A 23,941-nucleotide genomic window follows, 5' to 3' on the forward strand; every position below is an offset into this window, starting at 1 on the left:
CGCAACTTCAGTCCGCGCTTGTTGTGCTTTGAGCGCCGGCTTCTTTGACGGCGCATTCGGCCCATTCCCACGCGTCGCGCTCGGCGAGCAGCGCGGCGAGGAGCCGGTAGTTCATTTCATGGCTCGGCCTCAGCGCACTCACGCGCCCGAGCAACGGCGCGCCCGCGAGCGCGAGGTCGCCGACGAGGTCGAGCACGCGGTGGCGCACGAATTCGTCGGGCAGGCGCATGCCGCCAATCACGCGATTGCCGACGATCGACGCTGTACATGAAAGCCGCGCGCCGCGCAGAATCGGCGTGCGCTTCACGTAGCCGGCAACAATGGCGGGCAGCGCCCACTTCAGGCGCCCATACGAGCGCGACGGCGCGATCTCGCGCGCGAACACGTCGGGCGTGAGCGCGCCTACCCAATGCATGTCGCCGAAACCCTTGAGGTCGTTGCGCACGCTGATCTCGTAGCGCGCACAGGGTTCGATGCGCATTTCGCGGCGCTGCGCGCCTGCCCCGTCGCTCACCACGACAGGCTTTTTCACGCGGATAAAGCGCTGGGGCCGCACGAGCGCCATGCGCCCGCAAGCCTCAATCGCTTCGATCCAAGGCGCGGCGCTGCCGTCGAGAATCGGCACCTCTTCGGCGTCGAGTTCCACGACCGCGTGATCGATGCCGCACGCGAGCAGCGAGGCGAGCAGATGCTCGACCGTGCGCACGCCAATGCCTTCGCCAGCACCCGCGCGCGCGATCAGCATCGTGCAAAGCGGCTGAGCCTCGCGCAAAGCGGGATGAGCGCGCAGCGTGGCTACTTCGCGGCCTGCTTCGAGCCGGCGGAACACGATGCCGGGGCCAACCGATGCGTCCCGCACTGGCAGGATGCGCACATTCACGCGCCGGCCCGTATGCAGGCCGTGGCCCGTGAGCGTCAGTTCGCGCGCGAGCGTGCCTTGCGTGTCGCGCCAGCCTTCGGGCGCCCTCATTCGACCAGTTCCTCGGCGCGCTCGCCCGCAATGGCGGGCGTCGCCTCTTTGGCGTTGACGTCAAGCGCATGCTTGCGCGCGAGATCGGCCGCGATCGCCGCCGTTTCGGCTTGCGCGGCGCTCTGCGCGTCGAGCGGCGAATCGTCAGATTCCGCGTCTGCCTCGATCGATTCGACGATGCGCACCGCGAGCGAACGCACGGTTGCCCCCTCGGCGATGGCCATGACCGAAAGCTTGACCTCGAAGGCCTCTTCGACCGCCATGCCGAGTTCCATGCCCATCAGCGAGTCCATGCCCATGTCGAGCACGGAACGCTCCAGCTCGATCTTTTCAGGCGCGAGATGCAGGATGCGCGCGATCTGCGCGCGCAGGGTCTCTTCCACTAGCGCGAGCGCTTCGGTGCGCGGCAGCGCAGCGACGCGTGAGCGCAGCGGCTGGCCGCCGTCGCTCGCAGGCTCGCGCGCGTTGCGCGTGCGCAGCGCCGCGTAACGGCGTGCGCCCGCCGCCGGCATGCCGCGTGAGAGCGCCTGCCAGTCGAGCCGCACCACGGCCTCGCCCGCACCACGCGCGACCAGCACGCGTTCGAGTGCGGCCAGCGCCTCATCCGACGAGATCGACGCGCCGCCAATGCGCGACTGCAACGCCTCGCGCGTCTTTTCGTTGCGCGCGAGGAAGCCGACGTCGTCGAGCGGACCCCACGCCATATACGTGCCGGCCAGGTTCGCTGCGCGGCGCATTTCGATCAGCGCTTCGAGGAAGCTGTTGGCCGCCACGTAGCTCGACTGGCCCGGATTGCCGAGCGCGGTAGTTGCCGACGAATAGACCACGAAGAAGTCGAGCGCGCATGCCTGTGTCGCACGATGTAGATTCCATGCGCCCGCAACCTTCGGCGCGAGCACGGCTTCGAAGCGCGCGTCGTCGAGATTGCGCACGAGGCCATCGTCGATATGCATGGCCGAATGCAGCACGCCCTTGAGCGGCGTGCCGCGCGCGGCGATCTGGCCAACGAGCGCTTCAACCGCAGCCGCCTCGGTCACGTCGCAGGCGGCCAGGTGGACCTGCACGCCGTGCGCCGCGCGCCAGCGTTCGATTTCCTCGCGTGCCGCACCGCTCAGTGTGCCGTTCAGCGCGCCGCTTCGGCTCGCAAGCGTCACGTGCCGCGCCCCGCGCTCGACCATCCAGCGTGCAGTCGCGAATCCGAGGCCGCCAGTGCCGCCGATCACGAGATACGCGCCGGTTGCCTCGAGGCGCAACGCGCCGGTGTGACCTGCCTGCATTGCGCCGCGCGTCGGCGCGGGCGTGCCCGCCGGATAGCCGACCAGCACCTTGCCGATCTGGCGCGCCTGCTGCATGTAGCGGAACGCCTCTTCCACGCGCGCCGCCGGGAACAGGCGGTAAGGCAGCGGATGCAGCACGCCGTCGGCAAAACGCTGCATGACGGCTTCGAACAAACGCGTCGTCAGCTCGGGCAGCGCGCCCATGAGCTGGTCGACGTCGATGCCGAAATAGCTGATGTTGTTGCGGAACGGCCGCAGACCGATGCGGCTGTTCTCATAGAAGTCGCGCTTGCCGAGTTCGAGGAAGCGGCCGAACGGGCGCAACGTGTCGATGCTGCGCACCATCGCCTCGCCCGCAAGCGAATTGAGCACGACGTCCACGCCCGCACCGCCCGTGGCGTCGCGCACCTGGTCGGTGAATGCGAGGCTGCGCGAATCGAACACGCGATCGACGCCGAGCAAACGCACGAACTCGCGCTTCTCGCCGCTGCCGGCGGTGGCATAGACCTCCGCTCCCAGCAGGCGCGCGAGCTGGATCGCGGCAATGCCCACGCCGCCCGCGCCGCCGTGCACGAGCACGCGCTCGCCCTCGCGCACGCGCGCCAGTTCGACCAGCGCGTACCAGGCCGTGAAGAACGTGGTCGGCACCGTGGCGGCTTCCTCGAACGTCATCGAGGCCGGCTTGCGCGTGAGCGCTCCCGCGCGCGTGACGACGCGCGTGGCAAACGAGGCCGGCGCGAAACCGAGTACGGCGTCGCCGGGTTTCACGGTGGTGATACCCGCACCCACGCGCGTCACGCGGCCTGACAGTTCCATGCCGACGGTCGCTCCCGCGAAGCCCGTTTCGACGGCTTCGTCGGAAAGCAGGCCCATCGCGTACATGACGTCGCGGAAATTGAGGCCAGTGGCGACCGGCTCGATCTCGACCTCGCCAGCGTCGAGCGCGCGCGGGGCTTGCGCGAACCATTCGAGGTTGCGCAGCGACCCAGGCGTATCGAAGGCGAGCACGGAGCCTTGTGCATCGCTCGTGCCGTTGCTCGCCGCACGGCGCTGCGACTGCGCTGCGTCGAGCATACGTGGCACGAAACGGCCGCGCGCCGTGAGCAGCACTTCTTCTTCGACGTCGGCCGCCAGCAGTTCCTGAGCGAGCGCGTCGAAGGCGTTTTCACACGCTGCCGAGACGTCGATCAGACGGCAGCCCAGTTCGGGATGCTCGTTCGCGAGCACGCGCCCGAGGCCCCAGAGCGTAGCCTGTTCGACGCGGCGCGGCGCTTGAGCGTCGTGCTCCGCGAGTGCAAACGGCGTGCCGTCCTGCGTCACGATGCTCAGTTGCACCGGTAGCCTCGAGGCATCCAGTTCGCGCACGAGACCCGCGAGCGCCACTGAGGTCGCACGCTGCGCCTGCATAAGCTCCACGCCATCCGCGCCGGCGGTTAGTGCGGCGTCAGGCGCGACGAACACGAGACGCAGTGGCGCGCCATCGCAGGCAGCGCACACCGTATGCAGGGCTGCCGCCACTTCGGATTGCGCCAGGCATTCGACGTCGCCACCGCGTGTGCGCAGGGCGTCGGCGAGACCGGCTGCGCGCGTGTCCACTGCATCATCGGCATGCACGATGATCCAAGGCACGGTTGCCGTCGCGGTCGTTGCAGAAGCGACATCCGCCGCTTGCGCCGCCGCGCGGATCGGTGCACGCGCAACGATCAGTGCGGGCGTGCCCTCGATCTCGTAGCCCTGCTCCGCGAACGACACAACGTCGGTGAATCCCGCCGCCTCCAGCAGACGCACGAGTTCCGCGGCGCTGTGCGGCGCGCCCGCTTCGGCGCCCGTCGGCCCGAGGACGATATCGGCGAAACGGCCGCGGCGCGGCTCCGCAAGCGCGACGAACGCGCCCGGCGCCAGCCAGCCGCGCAGCGCGGTCACTGCCGCGAGCGGATCTTGCTGAGCCGCCAGCAGGCAGTTGGCGATGACCATATCGTACGGTGCGTCGTCTTCGCTTTGCAGCGCGAGGCGATCGCCCGCAACCAGTGTGACGAGGCGCGCCTCGTGGCCGCCTTCGGCTGCGAGCGCGGCCTGTTGCGGCGCGGTGCACGCAATCGCGTAATCGCAGCGCGCAGCCGGCAACGCGACTTCAAGCGGACGCGGTACGTCTACATCGGTGCGGCCGATTTCCAGCACGCGCAAACGGCGCGGCGACGACCACGCAGCCACCGCGCGCGAGGCGAACGCGCCGATCAGCGCGCGCGCGTGCGACCACGTAGGCGACGCTTCGAAAAAGTGCTCAACGAGGCTCTTGCTGGTCGGCGACATCAGCTTTTCGGGCGCCATCTCGCCCGCGAGCAAGGCAGGCAGCGCTGCGCCGCAGTGCGCGAGCAGCGTGAGCTCGGCGACATGCGCGGGCGATTGTTCGAGCAGGCTGTTCCAGAGCTCGTCCACGGGCGGCAGCGCCTCGCAGGCCTCATGCTCGCGCACGAGCACATCGCCGTCGCGGCGCGCGAGGCCGTCTTCGACGAGCATGGCGGCAAGTCGCGCCGCCAGTTCCGGCAGCGGGCCTGTCGCTAGGCCAGACGCCAGGCCCGGCGTGCGGAACGCGCCGATCTTCTCGAACGCCCGCAGTGCGTACCCGCTCGCGAGCACGTCGATGAGCGGCAGCACTTCGGTCAGGTGCATCGCGCGGCGCTTCTGTGCGTCCTGGCCGCCATGACCAGCGAGCACGCGCTGTGCTTCTTCGAGCAGCGCGGCGGGTGCGGGCAGCTCGCAAGCGTCGAAGCCGCCCGCCAGCGGACGTGCTTCGAGCTGGTACATATAGCGCGACGGCGCAGCATGACGACGCGCCTGCAGATCGACGCGCCGGAAGCGGCATTCTGCAAGACGCGCGACCACACGCGCGGCTCCGTCAAGGAAATGAAACGACACCACGACCGAGTGCGGACTGCGGCGCTCGACCACGGCCAGCACCTGGCGAATCGTGTCGCCGCGCAGGTAGTCGATACGGCCGAACTGCACCGGCAGCCAGGCGGCGCGGTCGCCTGAGTTGCCCCCATGACTTGCGCCCGTGAGCGCGAAAAGCGGATGAAAGCCCGCATCGAGCAACGACGGATGCAGGCTGTAGCGCGCGAGATCGGCGTCGTCGGCGAGTTGGGGCGCAGCCAGTTCGGCCAGCACCGCGTCGCCCGAGGCGCGTACACACTGCACGCGGCGAAACGCGGGGCCATAGGTCAGGCCGATCAACTCGGTCGCGGCGTAGAGCGTAGGCGCGTCGATGGCCAGTTGCGCCGACACGCTTTGCAGCAGGCGCGCGTCAATCGTGCTGCCGGCGTCGAGCGTGTTGCCGCTCGCGAGCAAGCGGCCGACCACGTTGACCGCCCACGCGTCGTCGCTCATGCGCTCGCGCGTTTCGATCGTGAACGCCGCCGTGCGCACGTCGATGACGAGACGGAACAGCTTGGCGTGATTCGCCTGGAACACCACAGGCTGACGGATCTCGACGTTTTCCAGCGCGCAGGTTTCCGTTGCGAAGAACACGCGCGCAGCAGCCAGCGCCATTTCCACGAAACCGGCTGCCGGGAACGTCACGCCGCCATCGACGAGGTGATCGGCCAGATACGGCAGGCGCGCCGGATCGATCTGGTTTTCCCAACCGAACGCGTGCTCGTGCAGCCGGTAGCCGAGCAGCGGATGCTCGCGGCGGCGGTTCGCGAGGCCATAGCCCTCGATCGTCGGCATGACCCAGTAGTGCTCGTGCTGCCACGGATAGCTGGGCAACGCCTGAGTCAGGAGCGGCGCACGCGGCACGAGACGCTCGCGGTCGACGCGCGCACCATGCGCAACGGCCGCGAGCACCGCGCGATGCAGCGTCGCGGCGCTGTCGTGCTGACGCTTGAGCGTGGGCAGCGGCGCACCCGTTTCCTTGAGCGCGGCGAGCGTCTGCTTCACATAGGTGCGCAGAATCGAGTGCGGGCCGACTTCGACGAAGAGGCGCACGCCCTCGCCCACCAGATGCGCAATGGCGTCACCGAAACGCACGGGCTCGCGGATATTGCGCCACCAGTACTGCGCGTCGAGCGCGCTGCCGTCGAGCGGGCCGCCCGTCACGGTCGAAACGTAACGATGGGTCGCCGTGCGCGGCGCGATATTGGCGAGGCCCTCGCGCACCGGCGCTTCGATGCCGTTCATGTGGCGGCTGTGGAACGCATAGTCGAGGTCGAGCAACTGGAAGAAGCGCCCGTTGGCCTTGAGCGCAGTACCCAGCACTTCGAGGCCCGCGAGCGAACCGGCCAGCGTGACCGACTGCGCGCTATTGATGCCGGCAACTTCGATATCGCCGATCAGGCCTTGCTGGAGAACCAGTTCGCGCGCCTCGGCCTCGCCAATGCCGGCGGCGGCCATGCGGCCCGTGCCGCGCGTGAGCGCCTGGGCGCGGCTGCGGATTTTCACGACCTGCACGGCGTCGGCGAGCGTGAGCGCCCCCGAAGCCCAGGCGGCCGCAACTTCGCCAACGCTATGGCCAACGCACGCGTCGTAGGCTACGCCGCTCGCCTCGATCGCGCGCACGATGCCCACCTGTATCGCGAACAGCAGCGGCTGTGCATGCTCGGTGGCGGCGAGCGTTTCGGCTTCGGCGCTGGCTGCGAGCATGGCGTGCAGCGACGGGCTGCCGTCGGCACACCAGAGCGCGTCCACCTCTTCCACTCCCGCGCGGAACACCGCGTCTTCAGCGAGCAGTTGCTTGCCCATGCCCGCCCATTGTGAGCCGTTACCCGAGAACACCAGCGCGACGGGCGCATCGGCGGCGACGACCTGCGCGTGCACGAGCGCAGCGGGTGCGATCTCACCTTGAGTGGCAACGTTATCCGGATGCGCCACAGCTGCGAGCGCCGCGTAGGCCTCGTCGGACGTGGCGGGCGCAACGATCGCGCGATGTTCGAGCCACTGACGGCGATGCGCGGCCGCAGCGGCCAGCGCGTCCCACGCCTCGCCCGCGTCGAGGCGCGCCAGATAGCGCGCGGCGAGCGCCGCCAGCGCGCGCTCAGAACGCGCGGTTAGCACGAGCGGCGCGAAGCCCCGCGGCGCTGCTGCCGGTATCGCGGCTTCGGCCTGCGGTGTAGGCGCCTCGGTCAGCACGACGTGGGCGTTGGTTCCGCCGAAGCCGAACGAATTGACGCCCACCACCAGATCGCGGCCATGCGCGCCGATCGGCGTCATGCGCTCGACCACACGCAGATGACCGCCGGCGAAATCGATATTGGGATTCGGCTTTTCGAAGTGGAGCGAACGCGGCACAGCGCGATGCTTGAGACACAGCACCGCCTTGAGCAGCCCCGCCATGCCCGAACCCGTTTCCAGGTGGCCGATATTTGTCTTGACCGAGCCGATCAGCAGCGGCGTGTGCGCGTCGCGGCCTGCACCGATCACGTCGGAGAGCGCACGCGTTTCGATCGGGTCGCCGACCGCCGTGCCCGTGCCGTGCGCTTCCAGATAGTCGACCGTGCGCGGATCGATTTGCGCTCGTGCATAGACTTCGCGCAGCAGCGCGGCCTGCGTAGGCGTGCCCGGCACACTGATGCCGCCTTGCGTGAAACCGTCGGAATTGACGCCGCTGCCCGCGATGACCGCGTGGATCGTGTCGCCGTCCGCGAGCGCACGCTCGAGCGTTTTCAGCACCACGACCGCGCCGCCTTCGGCGCGCACATAGCCGTCGCCGGTTGCGTCGAACGCACGGCAACGCCCGCGCGGCGACAGCATCGACGCCTTCGAGAAGCCGACGAAACCAAACGGATGCAGCAGCAGATTGACGCCCCCTGCGAGCGCCATGCTGGCGTCGCGGGTTTGCAGCGCCTTGACCGCCTGATGCAGCGCGACGAGCGACGACGAGCACGCCGTATCGATCGACATGCTCGGGCCGCGCAAGTCGTACACCCAGGAAATGCGGTTCGAGGCGATGCTCAGCGTGTTGCCCGTGGCCGAGTACGGATCGACCGTGTTCAGGTCATCCATGTTGCGGTTGCAATAGTCCGTGCCAGCGACACCGACATAGACCGCGCAATCGCTGCCGCGTAGCGCCTCGGGACGCACGCCGGCATCTTCGAAGGCTTCCCATGTGAGTTCGAGCAGCAAGCGCTGCTGCGGGTCCATCTGCGTTGCCTCGCGCGGCGAAATGCCGAAGAAGGCCGCGTCGAAACCCGCGACGTCCTCGAGCACGCCCGCCGCAAATGTATAGCTCTTGCCGGGCTCGCGCTTCGACGGATGCTGATAGAACTCCGTGCCGAAACGCTCGGCGGGAATTTGTGTGACGGCGTCTTTCTCGTTTTCGAGCAGACTCCAGAATTCGTCCGGCCCGGTGACCCCGCCGGGAAAACGGCACGACATACCGACGATTGCGATCTTGCTGTTCTTCATGGCTGCTCCGTTCTCTCGGACACACCTGTCGCGGCCTCGCGCCGGCCCGCCGTCTCCATCGCCTGGAGCAGCGCGGCGCCGAGGTCCTCGACGGCTCTGTCTTGCTTCCTGGCGGCCCGATCTCCGAAATTCCGCCAGATGAAGTAATGACTGCGGCTCGGTACGCTGCCGAGCCGTTCGAATATGTGCGGTAACGCGGGCACGTGATCGCCGTAGAAACACAGCACGGTATCGCGCCGGCGCGCGCGTAGATGCGCGAGCAACCGGCCGATCATGGCGTCCGCGTTTGCGATATGCCGCAAATATGCCGTCAGATCGTGAAACGCGGGATCTTCCCCAAGGTCGTGATAACGGCTCGATTCGCCTGCTTCGACAGTTTCCAGATGCAACGGGCCGTGATTTTCCATCGTCATCGCGAAGATGAACGCGGGCTGCGAGCGCGATGCGTCGAGTTCCTTGACGATGCACTCGAACACGCTTTCATCCGAAATATACGGACCGGCGCGGCGGGCGTTTGCGAAAGCGCGAATGTCGAGGAAGCGATCGAAACCCAGGTGCGGGAAGACGCGGTCGCGGCCGAAGAAGTCGGCGTAATACGGGTGAATTGCAGCTGTTGCATATCCGGCGCGGCGGAACCAGCCCGCTAGCGATGAGCACGCGCGACGCACAAAAGCGTAAGGATAGAAGCGGGCGTAGCCGAGCGCGGCCGAGGGCACGCCGGAGAGTAGTGCAAACTCCGATCGCATCGTATTGGCGCCCCACGCGGGGACATCCAGTTCGCCGTGCGCCGTCGATTCTCGCAGTGCCGCGTCGTATTGTGTGTAGATCGAAGCGTCGAATTTCGCGTTCGAATGGCGTGCGTCGAAAAAGGACTCGCTCTGGATCACAATGACGTCGGGGCGCGAGTGCGGTTCGGGTGCGTCGAAGAACGGGCTGGCCGCCAGTGCGCGCTCGAGTCTGTGGAACGTAGCGCGCCGCAAGCCGTTGAGTAGATACGCGACGAACACGGCGAAAAAGCCATGGCGGCGCTGGTCGTCGAGCGGTTCGAGCGTGAGCGGAAAGCGTGCGGCGAACGCATAGCCGAGCGCGAGACAGAACGCCGCCACAGCCGCCGCGCCAACGGTGATGTGCGTGGGCGCAACGGAATCGAAATAGAAACCGGCGGCGACGGCAGCAACGCCCGCTACGATGGCCGCAACCTCGCCACCGCTCAGGAACGGCAGATAGAGACGCGGATGCGCAAAGAGCTGGCTGAAAAGGCTCAAATCGGTGAAGACGAACGGCTCGCGCAGCGAGGCGTATTTGGCATTGCTCACGGTGCTCATGAGCGCGACTAGCGCCAGCGCCATGAACGCCGAAAAATGCGGGCGGCGCGTGAGCGCGAGAAACAAGCTGGCGAGAAAAATCACGCTGGCGATGTGCAGCGCGCAGGCCAGCATTGGACGGCGCAAGGCCGCCCTCGGGAGCGCGATCGCGTCCGCGGCAAACGACAGCACGATGACCGTCGCGAAAGTGATCGCGATCGAACACACCACGCTATCGCTCCTCGCGCGGTAGATAGGACAGACGGCCGAGAATGGCGTCGGCCAGTGTGGCTGGCAGAAGTGGGAGCAGGCGCATGCCGAAGGCGAGGACGTTCGGAAAAGCGATTTCTGCGCGGCCTATTGCGAGTTTGGTCTGAATATGCCGGGCGGCTTTGTCGGCCGACCAGAGGAACGGCTTTTCACCGGGGAAGACGTCGCTCATCGCCGTTTTTACGAAGCCCGGCAGGACGACCGAGACGCGAATGTTGTCGCGTGCGAGCACGGGGCGCACCGAGTCGCCCCAGGCTTTCAGCGCGGCCTTGCTGGCGCAATAGGCGGGGGAAATTGCCATGCCGCGCAGCGCGGCGATGGAGCTGATCAAGGCGATGTGGCCGCGACGGCGCACGCGCATCCGTTCTATGACGGGCAGCGCGGCGTTGAGCGCGCCGTAGAAGTTGGTGTCGACAATCGTCGCCGTGCGTTCCCGCCCTTCCCAGTCGTCGACATGGGCAAGCGTACTCGCTACGCCCGCGTTGGCGATGAGGAGGTCGATGGGGTGAACGGTATCGAATGCGTTCAGCCAGTCGCCCAAGGCCGCGGCGTCGCGAACGTCGAGCGAGGCCGTGAGCACCCGAGCGCCTTTTTCGCGGCAGGCTTGGGCACACGCTTCGAGGCGCTCGGAGTTACGGGCGACCAGGCCGAGCGTCACACCCGGCGCAGCAAAGGCAAGCGCGAGCGCGCAGCCAATGCCGGCGCTGGCTCCGGTAATGGCGACGTGGCGCGACCGAACGCTTGCGTTACGCATGCGCAACCGCCTCGAGCCGACGAACGGCGCCCGTTGTAGCCATGTCGATGCCCGTACGGGTATAAAAGTCGCCGTTGATTTGAGTGTGATGCACGACGTAGTCGAGGAACGCGCGGTAGAGCGCCATATCCGGCGGCGCAGCGTCGTGCCAGAAAGCTTCCAGCGTGCCTTGCCACGTCAGCCCGGCCATCGAGTAAATCGCCGTACCAAGCGTCATGAGCGGCAACGCGTGATGAAGCGCGGATAGCCCAACCGTGCTGTTCACGACCACCGCACCACGTGCGTTGTCGAGCAAGGTCGGCAGGTGTCCCGAGTCGATGAAGCGCAGGCGGTTCTCTATCCCCAACTCGCGAGCGAGCTGTTGTGCCATACGCCGGTAGTCGATCAGGCCGGTGTCGAGCGGATGATTCTTGATAACCAGTATCGACCTGGCAGGTGCGTGCGCCGCAAAGGACCGCATCACTCGATCGATCACGTCGCGAATGCCCTCGAATGGCGAATGGACGACAATCTGCGAATCGGAATTGAGTTGCAGCGGAAACACGTAATAGTCGTCTCCGGATGCGAGCAGATCCTTGATGACCTTGTTGGCATGCTGCGCGTGTACGCGTGACAAGGCAGCACGTCTTGCCAGTCCGGCATACTCCACCAGTCCATTGCGCGGACGGTGAGACGCATAGTGCGGAAAGCGGCGCGCGTACAACGCATTAGCCGCTCGATAGCGAATATCGTGGTATGCCCGCTCGAAAAGGTTATACGGCGTCTGCACGCCAGTCGGGCACGGCGGCGTTTCCTCGCGACGATCCAGATACCACTGCGCGTCTCGCGGCATCTCGGAGCGCCCGTTTACGCCGGTTCTCTCGAGCGTTACCCACCAGGGTCGCACGTAGCCTTCCTCGAACACGTGAACGCGGCAGCCTTCGGCTTGCGCCACGGCGTGCATGGGCCAATGAATTGCGCGGCAATCGCCGAACAGCACCACGTCGGTCACTCCATGCCGGGAAATTGCCGACGCGTACCATCCTGGAAGCTCTTGCGCATGACCAGCGAAATTCACCTGCTGCCCGACGTTCGCGTAAGCGAGGTCTCCTCCGCAGAAGTTCACGCGCGTGAAGTCGTGCCCGCGAGCAACAAGAGCACGCCCCAATTCGGCGAAGAATGGCGAAGCGGTGCCCTGCAGCGCGAGAAAGGAACGGCGTGCGCAAGGACCGCCGCTCAACAGCACGTTATCCCGAAAGTCGGCTTGGCGAGTATTCGTAGCCACGCGCATCGCACGAAGATTGGCCGACATTAGAGCCTCGAAAACGTGATCGACCGCACCATGGCTCCAAGCTCTCGATCATCTCCGCTTAGACCTTCGCGACAAGGATTGACGGGATCGAGAACCTGAATCTTCAGGCTGATTGCGCGACGCGGCTGGAGCCTCATGTCAGGCACCACGACGCTGAGCGTCATGCCGGTGCCGTTGCGCTGACCCAACGAGAGGCGCGAGTGAAACACGGTACGGTCGTCGAGCGAAATCATCACGTCGCGCCCTTTGCCATGCAACTCCGCGACCCAGACGATGTCGAGCGCCATTGCCAACGCGCCCTCGTAATCCTCCGTGGGCGTAAACAGGACGTCGTTGAGCGTGCCACGGGTCCACGCCCCGTCGCGCTCAGCCGGATAAAAGCCGTGATCGATATACCGCGAGCCGTTGCCGGTGTTGCGCAAGTCGATTGCCTGATCCGTGCGCAGCGGAAAACCAATCTTGCGTCCGGCTTCGAGCGACGCCGACGCACCGCTCGCCCAGCCGTTCACCTCTGCTATCGATTCGATGAACGGCAAATGCTCCGACATGTTGGCGCGCGCGAATTTGTCGTGCACAGGAAGCTCGCTGACCTTGCGAAAGCTCGCGAGAGAAAAGTCGTCGATACCGCCGAGAAAGCCGGAAATGCTTTGCTGCCAACGAGCGTTGTCCAGCACGAGATCGTCGTAGAACACGTTAAGGAAATCGCCGGCACCGTGGCGCCCAACCGCATAGTTCCAGGCGTGGATCCAGCCAAACAGGGCGTTCTCGACATCCTCCGGACGCACGCTCTCGCCGTGATCCTTCTTTAGCATCGACAACACCACGTCGAACGGATCGCGTGTGATGTGGATCTCCTTGAGACCCAGCCATTGCGGATAGTTCGGTTGCGGCCATGCGTGATGCCCTGGAAACTTCGTTCCGAAGAAGCGCGCTTCCTTGCCAAACACGGCGCGAAAGACGCTGCGCACGATGGCTTGCTCGTCGCGTGAGCGCACGGGCATCAGGTGAGCGAAATTGTCGAAGTCGGCAAACGCGCGCATGCGTGCCTCTTCGCTAAAGAGGACATCGAGCGCGTCGAAGAGCTTCTTGGACGCGTATTCGTGAAAGAGCGCGACCGCCCCGCTCTGGTTCAACGCGGCGCCCAGCGCTGTCGTGCCGCTGCGCGGCGCGCCGCCTACAACGAGCCAGAACAGTTCTTCGGCTTGCGGGTACTCCATGTTCACTCCTCCCACAACCAACCCACGCCTCGCAGCGCTTTACTGTCTTTTTTCGCCTGGCGGCGTTTAAGCCAGTTGCGCATGTGAATGGCAGCCGTGCCGAGGTTGCGCCCAAAGAGACGATGAAGTTTCCCGTCGTCCGCCAGCTGCTGTGTAATGCGCTGGACTGAAGTTGGCGCAAGAATCGACGGCTGGATGTGGAATGCGGTCGACAGAAGGGGCGCAATCTGAAACTTCTGGGTATCGTCGACAACGATCACGAAAACATCAGGCCACGCATTGAGCGAATAGAGGCCGATGCGCGCCTGCGCAAGCGCTTCGACGATGATCTCCGAACGAAAGCCCGACGCCTCCAGAACGACCAGAGTGTCGCCCTTCATCGCACGGCACGCCGCGCGGATGGCCTCGACGTCGATGACCTCTCCGTCACCGGCTGTCGTCTTCACCCAATCACGGAACGCAATCTCCATAAGGCCGCGTCCGTCCTGCACTGCGGACTCCTGACGCAAGACCGTTTCATGATCGACGACGAGCGAGATGGGATCGGCGGACGAACGGTTCGCAACACGACGGATAACCGTCGTGCTCGCCGCTCGCTCCGAAAACCAGCAGGAGGCCGGGAGGCAAACGGTATGCATGTTATCGACTCAGAAAAGGTGTTGTCTTCAAAAGCGCGCGGAAATAAAACAGCGGACCGCCCTGCAAAAAAATCACGTCACGTCGGCGTCGATGGAGATAGAGCGCCGAAAGCAACGTCCCAGCCCACAACCGCAATGAGCGAGCCTGGAAATAGTCGTCGAGGCTGTTGAAGAAGAACTCACCCTTCGGCCGCAGCGCGAGATGGTTCTGCAAGATGCCGTTCTCGAGCACAAATGCCCGAACCGGATCAACGCGATCGTCCAGGAAGCGATGCAGTGCGCGCTCCACCCACGAAACCGGCAATTGGTCGAACACCAAAAGCTTTTCGAAATCGGCGACGAACTGGCGCAGCTTGTCATGACGCACGGGAACGCGCGCACGCGCCAGTGTGTCGATGATCCACGAGATACGCCGCTGCGAACGCTGAACCGTTGCCATCGGCAACTCGGTCCGGATGGTCTCTGGTACGTACTTGCGCGCAAACTGATTCATGGTTTCCAGCGCACGTGACGCTGCAACCTTGACTGCCGGCTTTCGTGAAATCGGCAGCGCCTCAGTCCATGCCCGCTCCCGCGTGCCCCGCCCCCGCGCATTCTCAATGATCGTTCCGCCCACGCTCGACAGCAGCGGGCGGGCGACGAGCGACTGCGTAATTCCGAACGGATTCACACGACTCGGAATGCCGTGGTCCGCAGCGCGATAGGCGTGCTCCAGATCCTCGAACTCAACCCAGAAGAGGTTTTCATTCTGAGGACAGGCGAGCCACACTGCGCGCTTGCACAGATACATGCTGCCCGTCGGATAGTTGCCTTGGCCGTGGCGCAATGCGTTCGCGGTCTGATAACCCTGCAGTTCCGTCAGCGCATGCACGCTGGGCGCGAACTCGCTTGGATTTTCGATCGCGTCATCGCGCATCACGCCGCGAACGGTTTGCCCCCGGACCCGGTGCGAGACCCCGAAGTCGGAATAGCGGCGCGGCACGAGGTTGTATTTGTCGTCGAAAAATACGCTCTGCAACGTCGTGAACGAGTAGTGATCGCCGAAATCGCGCACGACTTCGCCGAAGTCGCTGGGCAGGAACACACGATCGTGAATGATGCACAGGTTCGGATGCGACGCTTCTTCAGCAAGGCGGTTCTTTTTCGCGCTGATCTGCACAGGCGGCGCCGGAATGTCTTCCCCGACGATGCGCACCTGATCGAAATAGGCGAAATTCTTTCCCGGCCGGCCGCACAGAAGAATTTCCTTCTTGGGCAGCTTGATCTCAAGAATGCGCTCTACGACCTTGTTAAGGAGCGTCGCGTCTTCCGGACCCACGGGAATACCGAAAGTCCATGCGTCCAGACCCGTGTCACGCTCCGCCGGCAGCGGCGCTCGCTTGCTGAACACCATGCCTTCTGCAGTCTGCCCAGTAAGCTCAAGGCCTTCCTTGAAGTACTCGCGCAGGTAATACGCCGTGTCCGATGTATCGCCGATCACGCTGATGGTCGAGCCGACTTCGGCCGCGTGCGCGACATCCCAGAAAATCAGCGGCGCGAGCGGTGAATCTGCGGCGATGCCATACAAGACCACGTGTGGCGCGCTGATCCAGGAAAAGCGCTGCGCGGCATGTACCCGCTTGACGACGTTGTCCGCGCTCCGTCCCTTGAGAGACCGGAACGTAACGACATGAGCGCCGCCGTCAGCGAGCGTCAGAACGTGCCCCGGAAGTGCCGGTGCAGTCTTCGCGCTGACGAGGGTGTAACTGAGCGCCTTATAGTGAACGAGCTTCGTTACTGGCATGACTCACTGTCAACAAGATATTTGTCGTTGCGGGCGCCAGGCGTCTTGACGACGACGTTCACCGTGTCGGTGAGTGCCTCGAAGTCGGTGACGTCGCCAGGAGAGAGGACAACGATATCGCCTGCCGTCCACTCCTTGCCAACCATGCGCACACGCCCCGAAACGATGACCGTGATTTCGGACGCAATGCGATGCACATGCGCTTCTTCACGTGTTCCAGCGGCGTAAGTCTTGACTGCGACTTCGCAAGCGTCGGTGGAAAAGGCCGTCGGCTCAAAGCCACCAACGAACCAGCCCTTGATCATGTCGTCGAGCTTGAATGCTTTCATGCGTGGACTCCATGGTCGAAATGCGCTTCAACATGGCTCAACTGGCGCTCGCTCTTGATCGGCTGATATTTCGAATTGTCGATACGATGCACGCCGATGCGACGCTGATCGAGGACGAGTTCGTTGAGCACGGGAGTCACATAGAAGTCGCCTTCGACGTGCGCGTCCTTGCGAATCATCGACTTCGCAGCGCTCACGAACTGCCGGCCGTCGGCGAACCAGTAAAGCCCCGCCGACGCATGCTGGCTGATCGGGCGCTTTTCGGCCGCTTCGGTGACCAGTCCATCGTCACCGACCCGAACATATGAGTAGCGCGGATGAACCGACGTGAACGTGATGAGTCCCGCGTCCAGGCCACGCGAGCGAAAAGACTCGATCGTTTCCGACAAATTCACGTCAAGCAACTGATTCGCATTGAGGATCAGCAGTTCCTCTTCTGCGTCGAGGTACGGCGCGGCAAGCAGGGCCGTGCACGCCGCACCCTTTACGCCATCGTTCACCGGAATCACCTTTGCGTCGGCGTTCAGAATGTTGACTACGTTGCCGAGATGGAAGCGCGTGATATCGGCCTTGCGCAGAGCCACGATGACTCGACCGTTCGACAATGTCCGGGTGGTTTCCAGCACGCGCTGGATCAGCGGTACACCGTCAATTTCTGCTAGCAGCAGCGGATATCCACCGTCGGCTGCCTCGATGGGAGCAACGCCGGCTCCAAGGATGAGTATGTTCATGCTGCAACTCCTTCATCGGCGTGACGGATGCGCGCCAGGATGTTTTCCAGATTCGTTTCTTCCACGTCCTTGACGACGAGCACATGAGCACCCGAAGCGCGCGCTGCCTTCACGCCGTTCTCGTTGTCCTCGACGATCACGCACTCGTGGGGTTCGCAACCGAGCGCCTGCATGGCCTTCAGATAAATTTCCGGATGCGGCTTGGCCTGCACGACATCTTCATTCGACAGGACGACGTCGAGGTATCGCGCCAGTCCGGCCTTCTGCATCATCAGCTCAATCGTGTGACGGATCGAATTCGATGCGACGCCCACCTTGTAACCTCTGGCCTTCAGCGTCGAGAGCGCGAATTCGTGGTTAAAGCGCGGTCTGCAATGCGCGTGAACGAGTTCCGTGGTGTAAATCTGCTTCATCTCGTTGATGAATCCGTGCAGATTCTGCGGAAGGTCATTCTGAATCGACAGCATCTCAAGCTTCTTCTTGGTCGGCAAACCGTCGTACATCGTCAGATGTTCGAGGCGGTTGATCGCGTAACCGAACAGCTCCAGCGCGCGATTAAGCGCATCGTAGTGCCAGTCCTTGGCTTCGATGAGTACGCCGTCCATGTCGAAGATTACTGCCTTGATCATGTTCTTCACTCTTCTTATTGGTTAGGAAACGCCTGGCTGTAAAAGCGGCGGCAGTCTTCAGGGAAGTCGGTGCAGATGAGGACGCGGTCATCGTTGACGAAGCCTCGCAAGCTCTCCCAAAGGCCAAGGTGCTCGCGCCCATGCAGTTCGGGCGATACGACGCAAACGCGCAGACCGCGCCCGAGCAGGTTGGCGATCGTCGACGCGCTGTACCAGTTCGCGTCGAACGCATCCAGCCAGACACCGCTCACGGCGTCGGACCACGGAATATCCCGTTCGACTTCACTCATCCGCGCAAAGACCGGATTGCCGGCTTTGATGTGCATGCGCATGTCGGGAATGGACATGTCGAATACAAACCAGTCCAGTTGTTTGCCCGCGAGTGCGGCGTGCAGCGGTTCGGCAAGGCCATCGGCCTTGATATTGAACGCTTGAGTCAAATTGCGATCGCCCAGCAACGACACGTAATCGTCGAATGCTTTCGATTCGGAATTCGCCGGATCGTGAGAGATGACGATCTCGCCCAGACGGTCGCGCAGGTCCGTCTCTGTGCCGAAGCCCAGATCGAATGAACGATGGAACGCCGTATCGGTGTTTTTCTCGCTCTTCTGGAGCCAGTAGCCGCGATGCGAAAGGATCTTCACAGGCTCAGCTCCGTTGCCCTTTTGCAGACCGGCAGATTCAGGAACAGATCGAGGTCCGCGGGCGTGCCGAGACCATACATGCCATCGGCTTCCCGTCCGATGCTGCGAATACCAATGCGCTGCCCCTGCTCGATCAGCTCGTTATAGACGGGCGCGACATAGAATTCGTTGTTCACGCGCAGATTGCGCTCGATCATGCGCTCGGCAGCGCGCACGAATTCGCGCCCTTTGCGGAAATTGTAGATTCCGACCGTCGCCTCATTGGAGATCACTTCCTTCTCCACGACGCGGGTAACGAGATCGGTATCGGACATACCGACGAACGACCACTTCGGATCGTCTGCCCACATCGTCATGATGAGGCCGTCCAGCTTTTGACTATCGAGCTCTGCCAGATAAGCATCGATGCCGATATCGACGTATTGATCGCTGTTCGCGATCATGAGAGCGTCGTCATTGTCGATGTAGACTTTGGCGGCCAGCACCGTGCAGGCCGCGCCTTCCGTCAGGCCGTCGAGCGCAACGATTGCCGCGCCCGGCGCCCAACGCTCAAGCTTCTCGACCAGACCATATTGCTCGATATGCGCACGCTGACACACGAAGATGAAGCGATGCGGCGTGGAGGGCGCGAGATTGCGCACGACTAGCTGGATCATCGGCACGCCGTTTACCGGAATCAGGGGCTTGGGGTCCAGGTAACCTGCTTTCGCAAAACGGCTTCCGGCGCCTGCCATCGGAACCACAATGTTAAGCATCTAGTTTGAATCCTATTAGTTTTCGATAAAAGCCAAGCATGTCGCCCACTAGAGGCATAAGGCCCGTTATGGCGATTACGGGTAAAAGGAAGTCGATGCGTCGCATCGCCCGCACAACGGTGCGTCGATGAGCCGATACGGACATCTGTCGTGCGGGTGCTCGCGTGAGGCCGGACGCGGTGAACCTTGTCGCTTCTTTGGCTGCGTCAAAGAGTTCAGACCAGTCGCGCCCCCAGACACAATTGAAGTGCTGGTAATGGGAACGCGAGACGTGCGCGTACTTCTCGAACTCCAGGCCGAGAGCCTGTGGCTCGCTCACGATGCACTCCTCTCCGAGGAACCGCAGGTAGGACTCCTTGATTGCATCGCTCGTGTCGTTTAGAAACGACGGCGTTGAGTAACCGAGCCGCTTTGCATATTCCACGGTCAAGTATTGCTCCGGCGCGAAGCGCGCGCGATACCGTCGTGCGAAATAGTGGCTACCGCGCCTATGCCTGCGATCGTCGGCGAACCACTTTGCGTCCTCGTTCTCCATCAACGGAATATCGTAGTAAGCGCTTAATCGCTCAGTCGGTCCAAAAAAAAACCAGTCCGAAAGATGGAAGTGAAGCGCGTCGATTCCATCTGGATGGAGCGTGTAGATACTGCTTGCCAGCACGCGGCGCGGCGCGATTTCATCGCGCGTCACGCGTGCGTAAATGTCGGCGAACGCACGTGACGACAATGCGCAGTCCGTACGGATCTTCACCGCGTACTTCGATTTGACCTTCGCAAGTCCGGCGCGCGACGAGACGATTTGACGATTCACGTTATTGAGTGGCGCGCGCGCACCGCGCTTGTAGGCCGGCAGCGGTCCCGGATCCTCCGACACCACCCACTCGACGTCCGGCATTGCCGCCCGGCTCGCATCGTCCTCCGTGAACGTGCTGACCACAACACGCGCACCCGGCATCGCTTCGCGCGAGCGTTCGATATGGCGACGCGCATCCGCCGTCCACGCGCCCTGAAATACGAGCGTAATGTCCTCATCTGTAATCGGCGTCAATGCGTGCGCTCGGTCGGCACTCATGGCGTTCATTCTTGATAGAAGCCGTAGGCTTCGCCGATGCTGCCGAACTCGCGCAGCTGTCCACTCTTCAATACTGCCGCACGTCGACAGAAGCGCTCGACCATTGCCGGATCGTGCGACACCAGCACATACGCGCGATCACCGCGGCGCTCAAAAAGCTCGTAGTGGCACTTTTCGTGGAAGCGCGAATCTCCAACGGAGATGATTTCATCTATCAGGTAGCAATCGAAATCGATCGCAAGCGACAGCGCGAATGACAAGCGCGCCCGCATACCCGCGGAGTAGCGTTTAACCGGTTCGCGCAGATACGCGCCAAGCTCGGCGAACTGCTCGACAAATTCAACCTTATCGTCAAACGCCACGCCATAGACCCGGCAGATGAATCGCAGGTTATCCAGCCCGGTCAAACTGCTCTGGAATGCTCCGCCAAAAGCGAGCGGCCACGACACATTCATGCGCCTCGTGACGGACCCCGAACTGGGCTTCTCCACGCCACTCAAAAGCCGCAAAAGCGTGGACTTCCCCGAACCGTTTCGCCCCAGGATGCCGATGCGCTCGCCCTTCGACAATCGAATGTTGACATCGTCGAGAATGAGCCGCCGACCACTGCGCGTGGGGTAATACTTGGTGACTTTGTCGAGCTCGATCATTCGTGTTCGATCCGCGCTTCGGCCAGGCGGCACAGATAGAGCCCAACCAGCGTGAGCAGCATGTTTACGCTCACGACGTAGGGGATGTCGTAATGGGGCGTCACAGAACCTCCGAAGTAGCCGCCACGGATCAGTTCGAGAGGCGTGACCATCGGAATCCAGAGCACGGCGTTTCGATAAGCGCTCGGCAACCATTGCACGAGAAAGATCGCGCCAGAGAGCGGAAACAGAACATAGGACACCGGATGCCAGAAGCGCTCGACCAGTTCCGTCAGTTCGCTGCCCGCACCCAGTACCAGTGACAACGCCGCACCGAACCAGCCGAGCAGCAGCCAGCCGACAAGCATAAGAAACAGGTCGTCCGGCGGCGCGATCAAATTGACCGCCGAGAATACGCACAACATCGCGACCAGCGCCGCGGTGGCGCCGCAAAGCTCCAGCAGAATGCGCGAGAAATAAATATCGAGAACGCGAATGTTACGGTGGTAGAGCAAACTCAAATTTGGCTGGATTGCATGAATGCAGCGCCCAGCCGTGGTTCGCCAAAGTTGCACCGACGAGTAACCCGTGACGGCGAATGCCGTGATCGACAGGTTGCGCGCATGCTCCTTGAACGTGAAATGCCAGAGCAGCGTCACGCCAAGCGTCAGCAGCATCGGCTCGAGAAATAGCCAGAGAAATCCCACGTTGTGGCGCCCGTATCGCGTAAGCACTTCGCGCATGAGCAGTGCGCGAATAGAACGAATTTGCAGCGCGACTGAATGGGACGGGCTATTCCCCATATTGGAAAAATCAGTCATGGTGCTCTCTAACACCGGCCATCAAAAGACTCACGATGCCCCACGTCACGAGACTCGCGACGAATGCGACAAGGATGGATTTAATGCGGCGAGGCCGGGTTGCGACATCGGGCCGATTTGGGGTCGAGACAACATCGAGATAGAGTTGCTTGCGTAGTGCTTCGTTGCGCGCTGATTCGAGCGTCGCCATGGCAAGGTTCAACTGCTTATCGGCAAATGACTGCTCTAGCTTGAGTCGTTCGTATTCAACCGCCTTTTTGGTCAGGGATTGACTGCCGCCGGCCACGCCCTGCATCTGGCTCTCCGACTCCTTTTTCAGATCCTTGAGTTGCTGTTTGAGCGTCTGAAGCTGCGGGTTGTCCGGCGCGAACGCACTCAGTTGCGCGATTTGCGTTTGGGTCGCGACCACGCTGTCCTGCAAACGCGCGATTTGCTGCAATTGCAGGGTCGACTGCCGCTCGGGGTCGAAAATCTGCTCCGCAGTGCGATAGCGTGAAAGCGCTGCAGCAGCAGCCTGCGCACGATCCTCCGCCGCAATTTCTTCCTTATGCGCCGAGTCCACGAGGTCTGCCTGTGAACGCGCATTCATCTTGTTGACGAGCTGCTCCGCCAATTCGAGCAGCGACTGGTTGATAGACCACGCGCTAGCGGCTGTGAACGCGTTCACACGCAGGGTCGTGATGCCCGAGGTCGAGTCGATATCCACGTCCACGCGGCGGTCATAGTATCGATAGAGACCTTCGAAATTGCGCTGAAATCCAAACACGCCAAAGCGGCTTACGAAGTCGACGCCGTGCGATCCAAAAAGACCCACCAGATCCTGGCGCTTTTGCAACTCCGCGAGCGCATCCCGCGACTGAATGAAATCGTGAACGACATACACGTTTTCCTGCGTCTGCCCCAACGCCGAGCTTTGGAGCAATGCACCCAGACCGGTTTGCGATTGCTTGTCGGGGGAACGCACCACGAAGCGGCTCTCCGATACATAGATATCGGAGGCAAAGATGCCAAAGTACAACGCGACGATAGTCGTCGGCACGACGACGATCCAGAAAAAGCGGCTACGTACAGCTCCCCGCACGCGCGTCACAAACGCATCGCGTTCAATGTTGTTGTGTTTCATCGACTAAAAATTCTGAAGATCCCTAGTTCTTTGCTAAGCAAGCAGTTGCGGGCGTCCGAAGCACAGAACAAATGCCGTCATCAGCCCGCGCAACGCGAATTGAAAGGGGAATGCAAAGTCATGAAGGACTACTTGAATGTTTGAATTGAATTCACAAACGGATAAGTGATTGAGAAAACAACATTCAGGAACTTCTGGATTTCGGCGATCGGCGCGTTGGAGACGTAGAGCAGATCCTTGTCATCCATCATGAATGTCTGCGCCACGAAAAAGCTGCGCGGATCTTTCAGATCGACTCGATACACGACGGGAACGCGGCCATCCGCGGTTTGCACGACCGGTTGTTGTGGCCACGACAGCGCATCGGGCTTCTCAAAGCGGAAAACGAAAACGCTCTTCGCGTCTGCGCGCGAGTCATTCAATCCCCCGGAACGCGCCAAGGCCTGAGCCAGCGTGATGCCTTGCGCTTCGAAATTGATCTCTTCGTTCTTGCCTGACGCGCCCAGCGCCGTAAAGCTCAAAGACTGGAACAACGCCGTTACCACGTCGCCCGGCATCAAGGCGATGTTCTGGCGCGGATCTTTGATGACGCTTTGCAGGGGCAGTGTTTCTACCGTGTTGCCGCGTGTGACCTGAATTGTCGTCTTGCCTATCGGCTGCTTTACGCCGCCAGCCGTGGCAAGCGCGTCGAGCAGACGCTCGCGGCGAGGCGTAAGCGCCATTCTTGTGCTGGAGGCCACGTCGCCAACCACCGTCACATAGGCGTTGGCATTCTTCGAGAGCCGTACGATTACCTGCGGATCATGAGCTTTGCCGCTGAGCGCAGCGGCGATCGAGCGCTCCAGTTCGTGCAACGATTTGCCCGAAGCGGGGATAGTCCCTGCGAATGGCACGTGAATATCGCCACTGGCGTCGATCACCTGCACCGGGAGCGTAGTGACACGCGAACCGCTCAACGACGAATTTAGCGAGTCCGTGCCGGTGCTCGAAAAGAGCATGGCTGGCGGCGCTTCCCAGATCGACACTTCCACAGCGTCGCCGCTACCTAGCTTGAGTTGATAGGGCTTGTCGCCACCCAGCGTCGAGGCGAAATCCGTATGACTGCGATTGGCGAATAGTCGACGCGCCACGTCGTCAGTGACGTCGACCAATTCTATGCGCCCCGGATTTGAGACCTCGGCCGCCTTCTCAACCTGGGATCCGCTAGGCCCTGATGCCGGAATGGCTGAACAACCACACAGCAACAACACTGCAGCTGAAAACAATTGATGTCTAACCGCCCGCATCCGACTTCTCGTAAAAAAGTTT

General features: G+C 62.7%; 19 protein-coding genes. 1 reads left to right on the top strand and 18 read right to left on the bottom strand.

The features are described from left to right. Nucleotides 1–7: 7 nt before the first annotated feature. From A3AC_RS0118460 to A3AC_RS30455, 8 genes are read right to left on the bottom strand one after another with little or no spacing between them, the layout of a single operon-like run. A complete protein-coding gene (locus A3AC_RS0118460) occupies nt 8–970 on the bottom strand; it encodes a UDP-3-O-acyl N-acetylglycosamine deacetylase (protein ID WP_025600691.1) in 963 nt (320 codons plus the stop codon). After that, a complete protein-coding gene (locus A3AC_RS0118465; protein WP_025600692.1) occupies nt 967–8,646 on the bottom strand; it encodes a type I polyketide synthase in 7,680 nt (2,559 codons plus the stop codon). Before A3AC_RS0118465 ends, A3AC_RS0118460 begins: the two co-directional genes overlap by 4 nt. Beyond that, the gene (locus A3AC_RS0118470; protein ID WP_035475389.1) at nt 8,643–10,181 is read right to left on the bottom strand and encodes an LTA synthase family protein; all 1,539 of its coding nucleotides are present in this window, start codon (nt 10,179–10,181) and stop codon (nt 8,643–8,645) included. Before A3AC_RS0118470 ends, A3AC_RS0118465 begins: the two co-directional genes overlap by 4 nt. Nucleotide 10,182: 1 nt before the next feature. Next, complete coding sequence (locus tag A3AC_RS0118475; RefSeq protein ID WP_025600696.1) at nt 10,183–10,974, bottom strand: SDR family NAD(P)-dependent oxidoreductase; 792 nt, start codon at nt 10,972–10,974, stop codon at nt 10,183–10,185. Further along, nucleotides 10,967–12,265 carry a capsule biosynthesis protein gene (locus A3AC_RS0118480; RefSeq protein WP_232231960.1) on the bottom strand — a complete coding sequence of 433 codons (1,299 nt, stop codon included), beginning with the start codon at nt 12,263–12,265 and terminating at the stop codon, nt 10,967–10,969. The genes A3AC_RS0118475 and A3AC_RS0118480 overlap by 8 nt, the downstream gene beginning before the upstream one ends. Further along, nucleotides 12,265–13,482 (bottom strand): sulfotransferase family protein, encoded by a 1,218-nt coding sequence (locus A3AC_RS0118485; RefSeq protein WP_025600699.1) that lies wholly within the window; start codon nt 13,480–13,482, stop codon nt 12,265–12,267. The genes A3AC_RS0118480 and A3AC_RS0118485 overlap by 1 nt, the downstream gene beginning before the upstream one ends. Nucleotides 13,483–13,484: 2 nt before the next feature. Continuing rightward, a complete protein-coding gene (locus A3AC_RS0118490; protein WP_025600700.1) occupies nt 13,485–14,120 on the bottom strand; it encodes a hypothetical protein in 636 nt (211 codons plus the stop codon). A gap of 1 nt (nt 14,121) precedes the next feature. After that, nucleotides 14,122–15,204 carry a hypothetical protein gene (locus A3AC_RS30455; RefSeq protein WP_156924636.1) on the bottom strand — a complete coding sequence of 361 codons (1,083 nt, stop codon included), beginning with the start codon at nt 15,202–15,204 and terminating at the stop codon, nt 14,122–14,124. Between the two features lie 6 nt (nt 15,205–15,210). Here A3AC_RS30455 and A3AC_RS30460 point away from each other — a divergent pair, with 6 nt between their 5' ends. Further along, complete coding sequence (locus tag A3AC_RS30460) at nt 15,211–15,666, top strand: hypothetical protein (protein ID WP_156924637.1); 456 nt, start codon at nt 15,211–15,213, stop codon at nt 15,664–15,666. A 227-nt stretch (nt 15,667–15,893) separates the two neighbouring features. Here the strand turns inward: A3AC_RS30460 and A3AC_RS0118500 are convergent, their stop codons facing one another. From A3AC_RS0118500 to A3AC_RS0118545, 10 genes are all read right to left on the bottom strand, one after another. Next, a complete protein-coding gene (locus A3AC_RS0118500) occupies nt 15,894–16,232 on the bottom strand; it encodes a cupin domain-containing protein (RefSeq protein WP_025600702.1) in 339 nt (112 codons plus the stop codon). Beyond that, the gene (locus A3AC_RS0118505; RefSeq protein ID WP_025600703.1) at nt 16,229–16,963 is read right to left on the bottom strand and encodes a glycosyltransferase family 2 protein; all 735 of its coding nucleotides are present in this window, start codon (nt 16,961–16,963) and stop codon (nt 16,229–16,231) included. Before A3AC_RS0118505 ends, A3AC_RS0118500 begins: the two co-directional genes overlap by 4 nt. After that, nucleotides 16,960–17,592 (bottom strand): HAD family hydrolase, encoded by a 633-nt coding sequence (locus tag A3AC_RS0118510; protein ID WP_025600704.1) that lies wholly within the window; start codon nt 17,590–17,592, stop codon nt 16,960–16,962. The genes A3AC_RS0118505 and A3AC_RS0118510 overlap by 4 nt, the downstream gene beginning before the upstream one ends. A gap of 14 nt (nt 17,593–17,606) precedes the next feature. Further along, nucleotides 17,607–18,236 carry a hypothetical protein gene (locus A3AC_RS0118515; RefSeq protein ID WP_025600705.1) on the bottom strand — a complete coding sequence of 210 codons (630 nt, stop codon included), beginning with the start codon at nt 18,234–18,236 and terminating at the stop codon, nt 17,607–17,609. After that, complete coding sequence (locus tag A3AC_RS0118520; RefSeq protein ID WP_025600707.1) at nt 18,233–18,991, bottom strand: glycosyltransferase family 2 protein; 759 nt, start codon at nt 18,989–18,991, stop codon at nt 18,233–18,235. The genes A3AC_RS0118515 and A3AC_RS0118520 overlap by 4 nt, the downstream gene beginning before the upstream one ends. Further along, nucleotides 18,984–20,069, bottom strand: coding sequence for a WavE lipopolysaccharide synthesis family protein (locus A3AC_RS0118525; RefSeq protein ID WP_025600708.1), 1,086 nt, complete (start codon nt 20,067–20,069; stop codon nt 18,984–18,986). The genes A3AC_RS0118520 and A3AC_RS0118525 overlap by 8 nt, the downstream gene beginning before the upstream one ends. Continuing rightward, nucleotides 20,066–20,710 (bottom strand): ABC transporter ATP-binding protein, encoded by a 645-nt coding sequence (locus A3AC_RS0118530; protein WP_025600710.1) that lies wholly within the window; start codon nt 20,708–20,710, stop codon nt 20,066–20,068. The genes A3AC_RS0118525 and A3AC_RS0118530 overlap by 4 nt, the downstream gene beginning before the upstream one ends. Further along, nucleotides 20,707–21,510 carry an ABC transporter permease gene (locus tag A3AC_RS0118535; protein ID WP_025600712.1) on the bottom strand — a complete coding sequence of 268 codons (804 nt, stop codon included), beginning with the start codon at nt 21,508–21,510 and terminating at the stop codon, nt 20,707–20,709. Before A3AC_RS0118535 ends, A3AC_RS0118530 begins: the two co-directional genes overlap by 4 nt. Next, on the bottom strand, nt 21,503–22,633 hold the full coding sequence (locus tag A3AC_RS0118540) for a capsule polysaccharide export protein (RefSeq protein WP_025600714.1): 1,131 nt from the start codon (nt 22,631–22,633) through the stop codon (nt 21,503–21,505). Before A3AC_RS0118540 ends, A3AC_RS0118535 begins: the two co-directional genes overlap by 8 nt. A gap of 128 nt (nt 22,634–22,761) precedes the next feature. After that, on the bottom strand, nt 22,762–23,919 hold the full coding sequence (locus A3AC_RS0118545; RefSeq protein WP_025600715.1) for a polysaccharide biosynthesis/export family protein: 1,158 nt from the start codon (nt 23,917–23,919) through the stop codon (nt 22,762–22,764). Nucleotides 23,920–23,941 lie beyond the last annotated feature (22 nt).

This window comes from Burkholderia sp. WSM2230, assembly GCF_000472445.1.
Lineage (GTDB): Bacteria > Pseudomonadota > Gammaproteobacteria > Burkholderiales > Burkholderiaceae > Paraburkholderia.

What these genes read in the sequence shown, in the direction of transcription:
- A3AC_RS0118460 (WP_025600691.1), bottom strand. Translation starts at nt 970, where the DNA reads ATGAGGGCGCCCGAAGGCTGGCGCGACACGCAAGGCACGCTCGCGCGC.
- A3AC_RS0118465 (WP_025600692.1), bottom strand. Translation starts at nt 8,646, where the DNA reads ATGAAGAACAGCAAGATCGCAATCGTCGGTATGTCGTGCCGTTTTCCC.
- A3AC_RS0118475 (WP_025600696.1), bottom strand. Translation starts at nt 10,974, where the DNA reads ATGCGTAACGCAAGCGTTCGGTCGCGCCACGTCGCCATTACCGGAGCC.
- A3AC_RS0118480 (WP_232231960.1), bottom strand. Translation starts at nt 12,265, where the DNA reads ATGTCGGCCAATCTTCGTGCGATGCGCGTGGCTACGAATACTCGCCAA.
- A3AC_RS0118485 (WP_025600699.1), bottom strand. Translation starts at nt 13,482, where the DNA reads ATGGAGTACCCGCAAGCCGAAGAACTGTTCTGGCTCGTTGTAGGCGGC.
- A3AC_RS0118490 (WP_025600700.1), bottom strand. Translation starts at nt 14,120, where the DNA reads ATGCATACCGTTTGCCTCCCGGCCTCCTGCTGGTTTTCGGAGCGAGCG.
- A3AC_RS0118500 (WP_025600702.1), bottom strand. Translation starts at nt 16,232, where the DNA reads ATGAAAGCATTCAAGCTCGACGACATGATCAAGGGCTGGTTCGTTGGT.
- A3AC_RS0118505 (WP_025600703.1), bottom strand. Translation starts at nt 16,963, where the DNA reads ATGAACATACTCATCCTTGGAGCCGGCGTTGCTCCCATCGAGGCAGCC.
- A3AC_RS0118510 (WP_025600704.1), bottom strand. Translation starts at nt 17,592, where the DNA reads ATGATCAAGGCAGTAATCTTCGACATGGACGGCGTACTCATCGAAGCC.
- A3AC_RS0118520 (WP_025600707.1), bottom strand. Translation starts at nt 18,991, where the DNA reads ATGCTTAACATTGTGGTTCCGATGGCAGGCGCCGGAAGCCGTTTTGCG.
- A3AC_RS0118525 (WP_025600708.1), bottom strand. Translation starts at nt 20,069, where the DNA reads ATGAACGCCATGAGTGCCGACCGAGCGCACGCATTGACGCCGATTACA.
- A3AC_RS0118530 (WP_025600710.1), bottom strand. Translation starts at nt 20,710, where the DNA reads ATGATCGAGCTCGACAAAGTCACCAAGTATTACCCCACGCGCAGTGGT.
- A3AC_RS0118535 (WP_025600712.1), bottom strand. Translation starts at nt 21,510, where the DNA reads ATGACTGATTTTTCCAATATGGGGAATAGCCCGTCCCATTCAGTCGCG.
- A3AC_RS0118540 (WP_025600714.1), bottom strand. Translation starts at nt 22,633, where the DNA reads ATGAAACACAACAACATTGAACGCGATGCGTTTGTGACGCGCGTGCGG.
- A3AC_RS0118545 (WP_025600715.1), bottom strand. Translation starts at nt 23,919, where the DNA reads ATGCGGGCGGTTAGACATCAATTGTTTTCAGCTGCAGTGTTGTTGCTG.